At 66.2% G+C, this 12,479-nt stretch carries 11 protein-coding genes; 4 read left to right on the top strand and 7 right to left on the bottom strand.

Going from position 1 to position 12,479, the window contains the following annotated elements:
• Positions 1-395 precede the first annotated feature (395 nt).
• Positions 396-2,018 carry an MFS transporter gene (locus FG99_RS17110; RefSeq protein ID WP_043271320.1) on the bottom strand — a complete coding sequence of 541 codons (1,623 nt, stop codon included), beginning with the start codon at positions 2,016-2,018 and terminating at the stop codon, positions 396-398.
• A 119-nt stretch (positions 2,019-2,137) separates the two neighbouring features.
• Positions 2,138-3,796 (bottom strand): GMC family oxidoreductase, encoded by a 1,659-nt coding sequence (locus FG99_RS17115; protein WP_043271322.1) that lies wholly within the window; start codon positions 3,794-3,796, stop codon positions 2,138-2,140.
• Positions 3,797-3,928: 132 nt separating this feature from the next.
• Between FG99_RS17115 and FG99_RS17120 the strand changes: the two genes are divergently transcribed.
• A complete protein-coding gene (locus FG99_RS17120) occupies positions 3,929-4,837 on the top strand; it encodes a LysR family transcriptional regulator (protein WP_043271324.1) in 909 nt (302 codons plus the stop codon).
• Between the two features lie 40 nt (positions 4,838-4,877).
• On the opposite strand, the gene FG99_RS32160 is transcribed toward FG99_RS17120, so the two are convergent.
• Positions 4,878-5,456 carry a hypothetical protein gene (locus FG99_RS32160; RefSeq protein ID WP_141766290.1) on the bottom strand — a complete coding sequence of 193 codons (579 nt, stop codon included), beginning with the start codon at positions 5,454-5,456 and terminating at the stop codon, positions 4,878-4,880.
• A 167-nt stretch (positions 5,457-5,623) separates the two neighbouring features.
• On the opposite strand from FG99_RS32160, the gene FG99_RS17125 reads away from it, so the two are divergent.
• Positions 5,624-6,106 (top strand): BRO-N domain-containing protein, encoded by a 483-nt coding sequence (locus FG99_RS17125; protein ID WP_051878970.1) that lies wholly within the window; start codon positions 5,624-5,626, stop codon positions 6,104-6,106.
• A 369-nt stretch (positions 6,107-6,475) separates the two neighbouring features.
• On the opposite strand, the gene FG99_RS17130 is transcribed toward FG99_RS17125, so the two are convergent.
• From FG99_RS17130 to FG99_RS17145, 4 genes are all read right to left on the bottom strand, one after another.
• Positions 6,476-7,018 carry a P-loop NTPase family protein gene (locus FG99_RS17130; protein ID WP_043271326.1) on the bottom strand — a complete coding sequence of 181 codons (543 nt, stop codon included), beginning with the start codon at positions 7,016-7,018 and terminating at the stop codon, positions 6,476-6,478.
• 407 nt (positions 7,019-7,425) lie between these two features.
• A complete protein-coding gene (eco, locus tag FG99_RS17135; RefSeq protein ID WP_043271328.1) occupies positions 7,426-7,908 on the bottom strand; it encodes a serine protease inhibitor ecotin in 483 nt (160 codons plus the stop codon).
• A 120-nt stretch (positions 7,909-8,028) separates the two neighbouring features.
• Positions 8,029-8,763, bottom strand: a complete 735-nt coding sequence (locus FG99_RS17140) for a DUF533 domain-containing protein (RefSeq protein ID WP_043271330.1) — start codon at positions 8,761-8,763, stop codon at positions 8,029-8,031.
• Positions 8,764-8,858: 95 nt separating this feature from the next.
• Complete coding sequence (locus FG99_RS17145) at positions 8,859-9,575, bottom strand: tellurite resistance TerB family protein (protein WP_043271332.1); 717 nt, start codon at positions 9,573-9,575, stop codon at positions 8,859-8,861.
• A gap of 308 nt (positions 9,576-9,883) precedes the next feature.
• Between FG99_RS17145 and FG99_RS17150 the strand changes: the two genes are divergently transcribed.
• Both FG99_RS17150 and FG99_RS17155 read left to right on the top strand, forming a co-directional pair.
• Positions 9,884-10,795 carry a LysR family transcriptional regulator gene (locus FG99_RS17150; RefSeq protein WP_043271334.1) on the top strand — a complete coding sequence of 304 codons (912 nt, stop codon included), beginning with the start codon at positions 9,884-9,886 and terminating at the stop codon, positions 10,793-10,795.
• Positions 10,796-10,909: 114 nt separating this feature from the next.
• Positions 10,910-12,418 (top strand): gamma-aminobutyraldehyde dehydrogenase, encoded by a 1,509-nt coding sequence (locus FG99_RS17155; RefSeq protein ID WP_043271336.1) that lies wholly within the window; start codon positions 10,910-10,912, stop codon positions 12,416-12,418.
• The last annotated feature ends 61 nt before the right edge of the window (positions 12,419-12,479 follow it).

Raw genomic sequence — 12,479 nt, forward strand, 5'->3', positions numbered from 1 at the left:
CCGTCGTAGGATGGTGTTGAGCGAAGCGATACCCATCACCGCCACCGCATGGGTTTCGCAAGCTCAACCCATCCTACGAAGAGCACCCCGGCGCGGCCTGCAAGACAGTTACGCCTACGGTTCAGAAAAGCACGGGCGTAGGAGCGGACTCCGTCCGCGATTGGATTCGCCGACCACGCCGGACGCCCCGGTGGCACGGACGGGTGAGCGCGCCCTGCGCGCGATTCGCGGAAGGAGTCCGCTCCTACAGGTTGACGCCGAACTTCCCGAGCGCACCGGACAGCCCACTCTCCCTTCTGGGAGAGGGGCGGAGTCAACCTGGCACACGGCTGCCGCCGGTAAATACCATTCGCGAGCAAGCTCGCTCCTACGAAGAGCCCCCGGCGGCGCCATGCTCAATCGGCATGGATGTCGTTGTGCCGCGTCTCGCGCAGGAACAGCAGCGAGCACACCAGGCTCACGCCGGTGATCAGCACCGGATACCAGAGGCCGTAGAAGATGTTGCCGGTGTACACCACCAGGGCGAAGGAGATGGTCGGCAGCAGGCCGCCGAACCAGCCGTTGCCGATGTGGTACGGCAGCGACAGCGAGGTGTAGCGGATGCGCGTCGGGAACAGTTCGACCATCAGCGCCGCCAGCGGGCCGTAGCAGCAGGTGGCGATGAAGATCAGCGCCACGATGATGGCGATCACCATCGGCCGGTTCACCAGCGAGGCGTCGGCCTGGGTCGGGTAGCCGGCTTCCTTCACCGCGGCGCCCAGGGCGGCGGCGTCGAAGCCTTCGATGCGCTTCTCGCCCACGCTCACCACCAGCTCGCTGCCGGCCGGCGCGGCCTGGGTGCTGTAGGGCACGCCGCCTTTCACCAGCAGGGTCTTGGCCTTGTCGCAGGGGCTGTCGAATTTGGCCTTGCCCACCGGGTCGAACTGGAAGGTGCAGGTGGCCGGGTCGGCCATCACCACCACCGGTGCCTGGCGCGAGGCCTGGTCGATCTGCGGGTTGGCGTAGTGGGTCAGGGCCTTGAACAGCGGGAAGTAGAACACCGTCGCCAGCAGCAGGCCGACCACCAGCACCGGCTTGCGCCCGACCTTGTCGGACACCCAGCCGGCCAGCACGAACAGCGGCGCGCCTATCACCAGGGAGATGATCAGCAGCACGTTGGACAGCCCCGGGTCGACCTTGAGCACCTGGGTGAGGAAGAACATCACGTAGAACTGCGCGGCGTAGAAGGTCACCGCCTGGCCGGCGTTGATGCTGAACAGGGCGATCAGCACGATCTTCAGGTTGCTCCAGCGGGTAAAGGACTCCTTGAGCGGCGACTTGCTGATCTTGCCCTCGGCCTTCATTTTCAGGAACGCTGGCGACTCCTGCATGGACAGGCGGATCCAGGTGGAAATGCCCAGCAGCACGATGGAAATCAGGAACGGCAGGCGCCAGCCCCAGGCCTCGAAGGCTTCGCCTGTGGCCTGGCGGCAGCCCCAGATCACCAGCAGCGACAGCAGCAGGCCGGCGGTGGCGGTGCACTGGATCCAGCTGGTGTAGGCGCCGCGCTTGTTGGCCGGGGCGTGCTCGGCGACGTAGATGGCCGCGCCGCCGTATTCGCCGCCCAGGGCCAGGCCCTGCAGCAGGCGCAGGGCGATGAGGATGATCGGCGCGGCCACGCCGATGCTGGCGTAGGACGGCAGCAGGCCGACGCAGAAGGTCGACAGGCCCATCAGCAGGATGGTGGCGAGGAAGGTGTACTTGCGCCCGATCATGTCGCCCAGGCGGCCGAACACCAGGGCGCCGAAGGGCCGCACCAGGAAGCCGGCGGCGAAGGCCAGCAGAGCGAAGATGAAGGCGGTGGTGTCGTTGACGCCGGCGAAGAACTGCTTGCTGATGACCGCTGCCAGCGATCCGTAGAGGAAGAAGTCGTACCACTCGAACACGGTGCCGAGCGAGGAAGCGAAGATCACCTTGCGCTCTTCGCGGCTGCTGGAGCGCCCCCGTTCGAACGACTGGGGCTGTGCTAGATCGGTCATTACGGCTCTCCTGCCCCTCGTGGGGGCTCTTATTGTTGTTTCAGCCTCGACCGCCACGGCCCGGGGCCGCGCGACGCTGTCTGGTGTCGAACCTCGTGTTCGTCCCGCCGGGGTGGCCGTCAGGACAGGGCCTTCTCCTCCCGGCCGCTGATAGGGATGACCTCCGCCTGCCGCGAGGGTTCGGCCAGGATCATCCGCGCCGCCTTCTCGGCGATCACCAGCACCGGCGAGCAGCTGTTGCCGGAGATGAGCGTGGGCATGATCGAGGCGTCGGCGATGCGCAGGCCGGGGATGCCGTGCACGCGCAGCTGGCTATCGACCACGGCATTCGGCCCGCTGCCCATGCGGCAGGTGCCGGCGGGGTGGAAGATGGTGGTGCCGATGTCCGCCGCTGCGCGGTGCAAGTCTTCCTCGCTGCGGAAGTCCGGGCCGGGCTTGTATTCCTCCGGGCGAAAGCGCGCCAGGGCCGGCGCGGCGGCGATGCGGCGGGTCAGGCGGATGGCGTCGGCGGCCACCTTGAGGTCTTCCGGGTGGCTCAGGTAGTTGGGCTGGATCAGCGGCTTGGCGCGCGGGTCGGTACTGCGGATGCGCACGCTGCCGCGGCTTTGCGGGCGCAGGTCGCACACCGAGGCGGTGAAGGCCGGGAAGGCGTGCAGCGGCTCGCCGAAGCGCTCCAGCGACAGCGGCTGCACGTGGTATTCGAGGTTGGCCGAGGCCTGGCCGGGGTCGGACTTGGCGAAGGCGCCCAGTTGGCTCGGCGCCATGGACAGCGGGCCGCTGCGCTTGAACAGGTACTCCAGGCCCATGCCGACCTTGCCCCAGGGCGTGGCGGCGATGCGGTTCAAGGTGCGGGTGCCCTGGATGCGGTAGATCAGCCGCAGCTGCAGGTGGTCCTGCAGGTTCTCGCCGACGCCGGGCAGCGCGTGGCGCACGCCGATGCCCAGTTGTTCCAGCAAGGGCCGCGGGCCGATGCCCGAGCGCTGCAGCAGGGTTGGCGAGCCGATGGCGCCGGCGCACAGGATCACCTCGCGGCGCGCCCGCAGTTCGCGGCGGGCGCCCTGCCAGTCCACCACCAGGCCTTTGGCGCGGCCGTCTTCGAGGATCAACTGCTGCGCCTCGACATTCGTCAGCACCAGCAGGTTCGGGCGCTGCTCGACCGGGCGCAGGAAGGCCTTGGAAGCGTTCCAGCGAACACCGCCGCGCTGGTTCACCTGGAAGTAGCCGCAGCCTTCGTTGTCGCCGCCGTTGAAGTCGTCCACCGAAGCGATGCCGGTCTGCGCCGCCGCCTCGCGGAAGGCATCGAGGATTTCCCAGGACAGCCGCTGCTGCTCCACCCGCCATTCGCCGCCGCCGTGGTGGATGGCGCTGTCGCCGGCGAAGTGGTCCTCCATGCCGAGGAACAGCGGCAGCAGGTCGTTCCAGCCCCAGCCGGGATTGCCCTCGGCGGCCCAGCCGTCGTAGTCGCGGGCCTGGCCGCGCATGTAGATCATGCCGTTGATCGACGAGCAGCCGCCGAGCACGCGGCCGCGGGGGTACTTGATGGCGCGGCCGTTGAGGCCGGGCACCGCTTCGGTGTCGAAGCACCAGTCGGTGCGCGGGTTGCCGATGCAGTAGAGGTAGCCGACGGGGATGTGGATCCAGGGGTAGTTGTCCGGGCCGCCGGCTTCGATCAGCAGCACGCGGTTGGCCGGGTCGGCGGACAGGCGGTTGGCCAGCAGGCACCCGGCGGGGCCGGCACCCACGATCAGGTAGTCGAAAGCGTCCAGTGCCTGGGGCATGGGCTGACCTCCAGTTGTTCTTATAGTTAGTCGTTCTTATCGATGCGTCGCTTGAGGCTAGCCGCTCATTCGCGATAAAAAAACGAACATTTCGAGTCAGCTGCTGATCGTTTTCTAACAACGGAGCCCGCCATGTTCGACTGGAACGACCTGCGCTACTTCCTCGAACTGCACCGCAGCGGCCGCCTGCTGGCTACCGCGCGTAAGCTGAACACCACCCACGCCACCGTGGCCCGGCACATCGAGAACATCGAGCGCGACCTGGGCACCCAGCTGTTCGCCCAGCACACCGGCGGCTACCAGCTGACCCCGGCGGGCCTGGCGCTGCTCAAGCACGCCGAGGCCATGGAGAACACCGCCCTGCTCGCCCAGGAGGAAATGAGCCAGAGCATCAGCCCCCTGGGCCAGGTGCGCCTGGGCGTGACCGAGGGCCTGGGCACCATGTTCCTCGCCCCGCGCCTGGGCGAGCTGATGCGCCAGTACCCGGGCCTTGAGCTGGAACTGGTGTCGGTGCCGCGCTTCGTCAGCATCACCAACCGCGAGGCGGACATCGCCATCACCCTGGAAAGGCCCAACGCCGACCTGGTGATCAGCCGTCGCCTGACGCGCTACCGCCTGAGCCTGTTCGCCAGCCCCGCCTACCTGGAAAAGGCCCCGCCCCTGCGCGACCGCGACGACCTGTGCAAGCACCAGTGGATCGGCTACGTGGACGACCTGCTGTTCAGCCAGGAACTGATGTTCCACCACAGCTTCTGCCGCCACCCCCAGGTGGTGTTCCGCAGCACCAGCGTGGTGGCCCAGCAACAAGCCGCCCAGGCCGGCGTCGGCCTGGCCATCCTCCCGCAGTTCATGGGCCTGCACGATCCGCTGCTGGTGCCGGTGCTGCCGGAGGAATTCATCGAGCGGGAGTACTGGATGTGTACGCGACGGGAGTTGCACCGGTCGGTGCGGCTGAGGTTGGTTTGGGATTTTCTGGTGGGGTTGTGTGAGCGGGAGCAGGGGATTCTAATGGAAGGGAAACTGGAATCTATAAAGATTTAAGTAGCAATGAACAATAGAGAAACGACTAGGATTTTTCAATTCACTCTTTCTCTTCGCTCAATAAGCTCACGTCACTAAACCATCGCTCGGTTTTCAAAGGGTATTTTGAAATAACTTTACAGTATTTAAATTCACTTCTGCCAAGAAGATGCCCTTCAACCATCTTCGACGCCTCAACCGCCGAATACACTGCCGACCTCGCCATCTCGACGGTTGCAAGCGCCGACTCTTTATGCACCGTTGCATTACGTCTTCGCGCTAACAACAACGCTGACTTGTATGGTTCTACCGTTAGATCGAAAGGCGAACCTACCAATACTATGGGCCAGCTCTTAAACGCCGCCGTGAAACTTGCGCCCCTGTATTTTGGGTCTAACATCGATTTCTTCTCTTGAGCCTTACTCAAGACCTCGTCCACACAGCTGAAAAACATTATTTCAACCAAACTATGCGCAGCTAACAAAACCATTTGAGCAAGAGCCCCATGATGAACCTCAGCCTTATATTGAAAATCCGGCAACTCATTAACTAGCAACCACCTAGCCCCTACATAAGTCTCCGACCAAGCATCAAGACTCAGCCACTTTGAAGAAATAGATTTTTTTATTTGCTCTCTCATACCTAACAACCTAGTAAAGACAAGATAATTTCAATCCGTAGAATCACTTGCTATTCGGTTGACCAACCAGTCCCTATTCACTATTTTAAAATCTCGGTGCTGAACACACCCTCACGGCGGAATACATGCCCGTCAGCATGGAGCGTATCTGAAAGGACGCAACATCCATGTCTATTTCCATTTCCACGACGTCTGTCCAGCCCCAGCTCATTCCCACCCACTTCTACCGCCACAAACGCCGCCTCCGCGCCCTGCTGATCGAAGGCCAACCCTGGTTCGTCGTGCGCGACCTGAGCAAGCTGATGAACGCCTTTCTGCAGGATCGCCTGGCGCGCAATCTCGATCCGGATCAGTTGCGTCGCGCCATGCTGCGCAATGACAACGGCTTGGCCGAAGAGGTGGAGCTGCTGAGCGAGTCCGCGGTGTATGCCGTGCTGATTCTTTTCCACCATCCGGAGAACCGTGGCATTCGCCAGTGGATCAGCAATTCGGTGGTGCCGAGCCTGCGGGATGCGGCTGCGCCGGCGCTGGGTGAGGTGCCGCAGCGGCGGTTGCTGCGTTGGGAGCAACAGCAGTTGAGCGTGCTGGATTGGCAGGGGCAGGTTTGGGTGCCGCTGCCGGAGTTGGCGCAGACGATGCGCTTGGGTTGAGGTCGGCGCCCCGTGGCTTGGGCTGCGGGGTGCTTTTGTAGGAGCGAGCTTGCTCGCGAAGGGAGTTTCCCGGTCATGCCGGTGCCAGGCATGAGAGCGCCCTCTCCCTAACCCTCTCCCTGAAGGGAGAGGGGACCGTTGGGCAGAGTTGGATGTCATGGTGTTAGCCGGCCACGATGGTGGTTTCCGGCTGAAACCATCCTTCCCCACTGGCACGGACAAGCCCCCTCTCCCTTCAGGGCGGGGCGCGTAGCCGAGGGCTGGGGAGAGGGGACGGGTTCAACCGAAAACACCAGAATCGCCGGCGAGCCTCCTTCGCGAGCAAGCTCGCTCCTACCAGCGCGGTATTGACGACTCAGGTTTCTGCACTCAGAGGTTGTGTTCCGCTGTCGCAGACGGATTCCAGTCCAACTCCCGGAGAAACTGCCTGACCTCACGCCGCGAGCGCAGGCGGATGATGCGCCGCCCCTGCCGGTGCGCATCCAGCAATTCCATCACCTTGGGGCGGCTGCCCTTGGGATAGTTCCAGATCCAACTCAGGAACGCCGGGTCGGGCAGTTGCTCGGGGCAGCCTTCGGCCATGTCCGGGCGGACTCGGCCGCGGTAGCGGAAGCCGCGCCAGAGGGCGCGCCACAGGCAGAGCAAGGGTGGCAGGTCGAGGAGGATCACGGTGTCGCAGGCGGCAAGGCGCTGCGCCAGGGTGCCGGAGTAGTTGCCGTCCATCACCCAGCGCTCGCCCAGGCAGAGCGCCTGTACGCGGGCCTGCCAGTCCGGTTTTTCCGGCTCTTGCCAGCCGGGCTGCCAGTACAGTGCGTCCATGTGGATGACCGGCAGCGCCAGGCGTTGGCCGAGGGTGGCGGACAAGGTGCTCTTGCCGCTACCACCGGAGCCGATGATCAGGATTCTTTTCACAAAACGCTCCCTGTCGGCCTGCTGCGGCTGCAGCAGGCCGCGTATTGTGCGGCAACCCTGCCGTTGACGTTAAGTGAGTCCAGGCGAACTGCATCGCAGGCCGAACCACGGCGCTCTTCGTAGGATGGGTGGAGCGAAGCGATACCCATCGCCGTGCTTGGCCGGGCGCCAGCAGTGCTGGCGGGATCGCGGACGGAGTCCGCTCCTACAGGTCGCCGGGAAACACGGCATTCCTCTCCCCGTAGGAGTGGACCTTGTCCGCGATTGCCGGAGGTTTCGGCGCGAATCGCGGATAAGATCCGCCCCTACGCTACCCCACCTGCGCCATTCCCATGTAGGAGCGCGCCCTGCGCGCGAATCGCGGGCAGGGCCCGCTCCTACAGGATGCATGGGTTTGGTCGGGGGGTTTATTCGGCGCGGGCGTGTTCGACCTTGTCCGAGGCGGACCAGATGCGGTAGCGGACTTCGATGTCCTTGGGGGCGTAGATCACGATCGGCAGCTTGCTGTTGTAACGCAGCAGGAAGCCGTCTCCGACCACCGGTACGAAGTCCTTCCTGCTGGTGCCTTGCGGGCAGGCCATCAGGGTGCTGGCCGGGCCGCCGACCTTGTCCAGGCGGTAGTAGGGGTAGCCCCAGCCTTCCAGGGTCTTTTCTTCCAGGCTGCCGCCCAGGCGTTGGCGGTTGCAGTCGACGGTCAGGGTCTTGCCGGCCAGGACTTCGACCTTGAAGTTCTCTTCATGGGCTTGCTGCGGCAGGTGGATGACCTGACGCACGAAGCCGTCTTCGGCCTTGGGATAGGGCGCCACGTCTTCGAGTTTGGCGGCGTTGGCCAGGCTGGCGGTGGCGCTGAGCAGCAGCGCGGTGGAGAGGGTGAAACGGGTGAAGGGCATGACGCCTCCTTGCCGGTTGAAGGGCGAACGCATCGCGCTGGATGCGCTCGTCCGGGTTGATTGCGTCCCTTCGACCATGCGCCTGTGCGAATGCGCGGCCCGGGGCCGCGCGAAGTTGTTTCAGGCTACTTCACCGCCGGTCTTGGCCTGCTGTTCCAGGTGCGCCTGCAGTTCCGGGTCGAGCTGCAGCTGGTAGGCCAGCTCGTCCAGGTAGTTGCGCTCGCTTTCCTGCTGGTCGTCCACCAGCATCACGCTGGCCAGGTACATTTCCGCGGCCTTGCCCGGGTCGCCTTGCGCGGCCTGGGCCACGTCGGCGGCTTCGAGGGGTTTCTGCACTTCGTTGTCGAGCCAGGCCTGCAGCTCCGGCTCGCCGGCGTGGCGGGAGATTTCCGCGTAGATCGCCTGCTTTTCCTTGTCGTCGATGCGGCCGTCGGCCTTGGCCGCGGCGATCAGGGCGATGAGGATGGCGTGGCTGTGGGCCTCGGCTTCGTCGCCGGAGAGCTGGTCGACGGTGGTCGGCGGCTGTTGCTGCGCGGCGGTCGCCTGTTGCTGCTGCCAGTTCTGGTAGGCCTGGAAGGCCATCATGCCCAGGGAGGCGAGCATGGCGTAGTTGACCCCGCCGCCGCTGGAGCGGCCCTGGCTGGCCGGGGCGCCGCCGCCGAGCATGCTGCCCAGCACGCCGCCGAGGCCGCCCAGGCCTCCGGCCGCTGCGCCACCGCCGGTGGCTCCGCCAAGCAGGCCGCCGAGCAACCCGCCAAGGCCACCCAGGCCGCCTGCGCCGCCTGCGCCGCCCTGTTGCGCCTGCGCGCCCTGGCCGGCCCGCAGCAGTTGTTCCAGCAGATCCGTGGTGTTCATGGCAGCGCCCTCGGCGTGGTTGCAGTCAGGCAACGATAGTCCCGGTGGCGGATTCCGCCAATGCCGTCCGGGACTATTCAGGGGCGCGCTGAGAATCAGGCCGGCAGTGCCTGCAGGGCCTTCTGCGCCTGGGCTTCCAGCTCGGCCTTGAGGCCCGGGTCGAGGCTCAGCTGGCGGGCCAGTTCGTCGAGGTAGGCGCGCTCCATGTAGTTTTCCTCGTCGACCATCAGCAGGCTGGCCAGGTACATCTCGGCGGCCATTTCCTCGCTCTGCGCGGCCCCCGCCACTTCCCGCGGGTCCAGCGGCTTGGCCAGTTCGCGGTCGAGCCAGCCCTGCAGCTCCAGGTCGCCGGTGAGCTTGGCGATCTCACCGTCGATCAGCTGGCGCTCGCGGGCGTCGATGTGGCCGTCGGCCTTGGCCGCCGCCACCAGGGCGCGGAGGATGGCGTGGCTGTGGGCCTCGGCCTCCACCGGCGGCAGGCGGTCGACGGTCTGCGGTTCGCCGCGCGGTGCGCTGGCCTGCTTACTCTGCCAGTTGCCGTAGGCCTTGTAGGCGATCACCCCGAGGGCGGCCAGGCCGCCGTAGGTGACGACCTTGCCGCCCATCTTCCGCGCCTTCTTGCTGCCCAGCAGCAGGCCCAGCGCGCCGGCGGCCAGGGCGCCGCCACCGGCGCCGGAGAGTAGGCTGCCGAGGTCCAGGCCGCCCTTGCCCTGGGCCTGGCCGGGCTGGCCGCCGCCCTGGGCGAGGCCCTTGTTCTGCAGGAGGTCCTGGCCGGATTTGAGCAGTTGGTCGAGCAGGCCACGGGTGTTCATGGCGGTCTCCTGGGTCGGTTGAGGGAAACCTCGACTCTAGCGCCCGCTCCCGTATGTGCGCAGGCGCAGAGTGCTTCGGGATATTGCTGGGGAGTACGAATCGCGGGCAGGGCCCGATCCTACCCCCGCCGGCAAACCACTCCGTAGGATGGTGTTGAGCGAAGCGATACCCATCACCGCTGCCCGATGGGTTTCGCAGGCTCAACCCATCCTACGAAGAGCAGGCGGGCTGGGTGGACGCTTTCATTCGATTTAAAAGAATGCTCCTATAGATTTTCGATAAAGCACAAAGCCATGGCCCGCCACCCATGATGACCCTGCGCCAGATCCGCCATTTCATCGCCGTTGCCGAGACCGGTTCGATCTCCGCCGCAGCCCAGGCGGTGTTCATTTCCCAGTCCACCCTGACCCTGGCCATCCAGCAGTTGGAGGAGGAAATCGGCGTGCGCCTGTTCGAGCGCCACGCCAAGGGCATGACGCTCACCCACCAGGGCCACCAGTTCCTGCGCCAGGCGCACCTGATCCTGGCCACGGTGGAGAACGCCAAGCGCAGCCTGCAGCAGAGCACCGACAAGGTCGCCGGCAGCCTGACCATCGGCGTGACCAGCCTGGTCGCCGGCTACTACCTGGCCGACCTCATCACCCGCTTCCAGCGTGCCTACCCCAACGTGCAGACGCGCGTGGTGGAGGACGAGCGACCTTATATAGAGCACCTGCTGGTGAGCGGCGAGATCGACGTCGGCGTGCTGATCCTCTCCAACCTGGAGGACCGCCACGCCCTGCAGACCGAGGTGCTCACCCACTCGCCGCACCGCCTCTGGCTGCCAGCCCAGCACCCGCTGCTGGAGCGCGACAGCATCGGCCTGGCGGACGTCGCCGGGGAGCCGCTGATCCAGCTCAACGCCGACGAGATGGGCCTGCACACCCAGCGCATCTGGTCGCGCGCCGGGCTGGTGCCGCAGGTGACGCTGCGCACCGCCTCGGTGGAGGCCGTGCGCAGCCTGGTGGCCGCCGGCCTCGGCCTGTCGATCCAGCCGGACATGACCTACCGCCCCTGGTCGCTGGAGGGCGACATCATCGAGGCGCGCCCGCTGGTGGACCTGGGCGAGCCGCTGGACGTCGGCCTGGCCTGGCGCCGCGGCACGGCGCGGCCGGCGCTGGTGGACCCGTTCCTCACCGTGGCCCGTGAACAACCCAACGCCAAGCGGCTTTCCATCTAGCAGCATTCGATTTAATCGAATACCACTTTCAGTATTTAGAATTTGTCGACCTCAGGCCCGGAATCTAGTCTCTGGCTTCATACAGAAGGGCCGGGCAACCCACCGGAGCAGCCCATGGCCCCCGAAAACAAGACCGAGAAGAAAAGAGCCGCGAAGATGAACGCCCTGGCGAGCACCCCGACCCTGTACACCGAGCTGCTGATCGACGGTCAGCTGACGCCCGGCCAGGGCCTTGCCGAGGCGATCCTCAACCCCGCCAGCGGCGAAACCCTGGTCTCGGTCGCCGATGCTTCCCCCGAGCAGATCGAACAGGCCATCGACGCCGCCCAGCGCGCCTTCCCGGCCTGGTCGCGGACCACCCCGGCGCAACGCTCCGCCGCGCTGCTGGCCATCGCCGACGCCATCGACAAGCGCGCCGACGCCCTCGCCCGCCTGGAAGCCCTGAACTGCGGCAAGCCGCTGCACCTGGCGCGGCAGGACGACATCCCCGCCACCGCCGACGTGTTCCGCTTCTTCGCCGGCGCCGTGCGCTGCCAGCAGGGCCAGCTGGCCGGCGAGTACGTGCCCGGGCACACCAGCATGGTGCGCCGCGACCCGGTGGGCGTGGTGGCCTCCATCGCGCCCTGGAACTACCCGCTGATGATGGCGGCGTGGAAGATCGCCCCGGCCCTGGCCGCCGGCAACACCCTGGTGTTCAAGCCTTCCGAGCACACCCCGCTGTCGATCCTGGCGCTGGCCCCGGCGCTGGCGGACATCCTCCCGCCGGGCGTGCTCAACATCGTCTGCGGCGGCGGCGAGAACGTCGGCAGCCACCTGGTCGGCCACCCGCGGGTGCGCATGGTCTCGCTGACCGGCGATATCGTCACCGGGCAGAAGATTCTCCAGGCCGCCGCGCGCACCCTGAAGCGCACCCACCTGGAGTTGGGCGGCAAGGCGCCGGTCATCGTCTGCAACGACGCCGATATCGAGGCGGTCGTCCAGGGCGTGCGCACCCACGGCTACTACAACGCCGGGCAGGATTGCACAGCCGCCTGCCGCATCTACGCCCAGGCCGGCATCCACGACCGCCTGGTGGCCGAGCTGGGCGAGGCGGTGGCGAGCATCCGCTTCGCCCGCAAGCGCGATCAGGACAACGAGATCGGCCCGCTGATCAGCGCCCGCCAGCGCGACCGCGTGGCCAGCTTCGTCGAACGCGCCCTGGGCCAGCCGCATATCGAACGCGTGACCGGCGCCGCCGTGCACTCCGGCCCCGGCTTCTACTACCAGCCCACGCTGCTGGCCGGCTGCAAGCAGCAGGACGAGATCGTCCAGCGCGAGGTGTTCGGCCCGGTGGTCACGGTCACCCGCTTCGACCAGTTGGAGCAGGCGGTGGACTGGGCCAACGACTCCGAGTACGGCCTGGCCTCCTCGGTGTGGACGCAGAACCTGGACAAGGCCTTCCAGATCGCCAACCGCCTGCAGTACGGCTGCACCTGGATCAACACCCATTTCATGCTCGCCAGCGAGATGCCCCACGGCGGCCTCAAGCGCTCGGGCTACGGCAAGGACCTGTCCAGCGACTCGCTGCAGGACTACAGCGTGGTGCGCCACATCATGGCCCGCCACGGCGACCGCCTGGATTGAACGCCCCGGCGGGCCCGCCCGCCGGTACATAAGAAATGCCCCGGCGGTACGCCGCGCGAGG

Source organism: Pseudomonas sp. AAC (assembly GCF_000725445.1).
Taxonomy (GTDB): Bacteria; Pseudomonadota; Gammaproteobacteria; order Pseudomonadales; family Pseudomonadaceae; genus Pseudomonas; species Pseudomonas citronellolis.

Excerpts from the sequence above, each read along its gene's own strand:
- FG99_RS17120 (WP_043271324.1), top strand. The coding sequence starts at position 3,929 with ATGTTCGACTGGAACGACCTGCGCTACTTCCTCGAACTGCACCGCAGC.
- eco (WP_043271328.1), bottom strand. The coding sequence starts at position 7,908 with ATGCCCTTCACCCGTTTCACCCTCTCCACCGCGCTGCTGCTCAGCGCC.
- FG99_RS17145 (WP_043271332.1), bottom strand. The coding sequence starts at position 9,575 with ATGAACACCCGTGGCCTGCTCGACCAACTGCTCAAATCCGGCCAGGAC.
- FG99_RS17155 (WP_043271336.1), top strand. The coding sequence starts at position 10,910 with ATGGCCCCCGAAAACAAGACCGAGAAGAAAAGAGCCGCGAAGATGAAC.
- FG99_RS17150 (WP_043271334.1), top strand. The coding sequence starts at position 9,884 with ATGATGACCCTGCGCCAGATCCGCCATTTCATCGCCGTTGCCGAGACC.
- FG99_RS17140 (WP_043271330.1), bottom strand. The coding sequence starts at position 8,763 with ATGAACACCACGGATCTGCTGGAACAACTGCTGCGGGCCGGCCAGGGC.
- FG99_RS17110 (WP_043271320.1), bottom strand. The coding sequence starts at position 2,018 with ATGACCGATCTAGCACAGCCCCAGTCGTTCGAACGGGGGCGCTCCAGC.
- FG99_RS32160 (WP_141766290.1), bottom strand. The coding sequence starts at position 5,456 with ATGAGAGAGCAAATAAAAAAATCTATTTCTTCAAAGTGGCTGAGTCTT.
- FG99_RS17125 (WP_051878970.1), top strand. The coding sequence starts at position 5,624 with ATGTCTATTTCCATTTCCACGACGTCTGTCCAGCCCCAGCTCATTCCC.
- FG99_RS17115 (WP_043271322.1), bottom strand. The coding sequence starts at position 3,796 with ATGCCCCAGGCACTGGACGCTTTCGACTACCTGATCGTGGGTGCCGGC.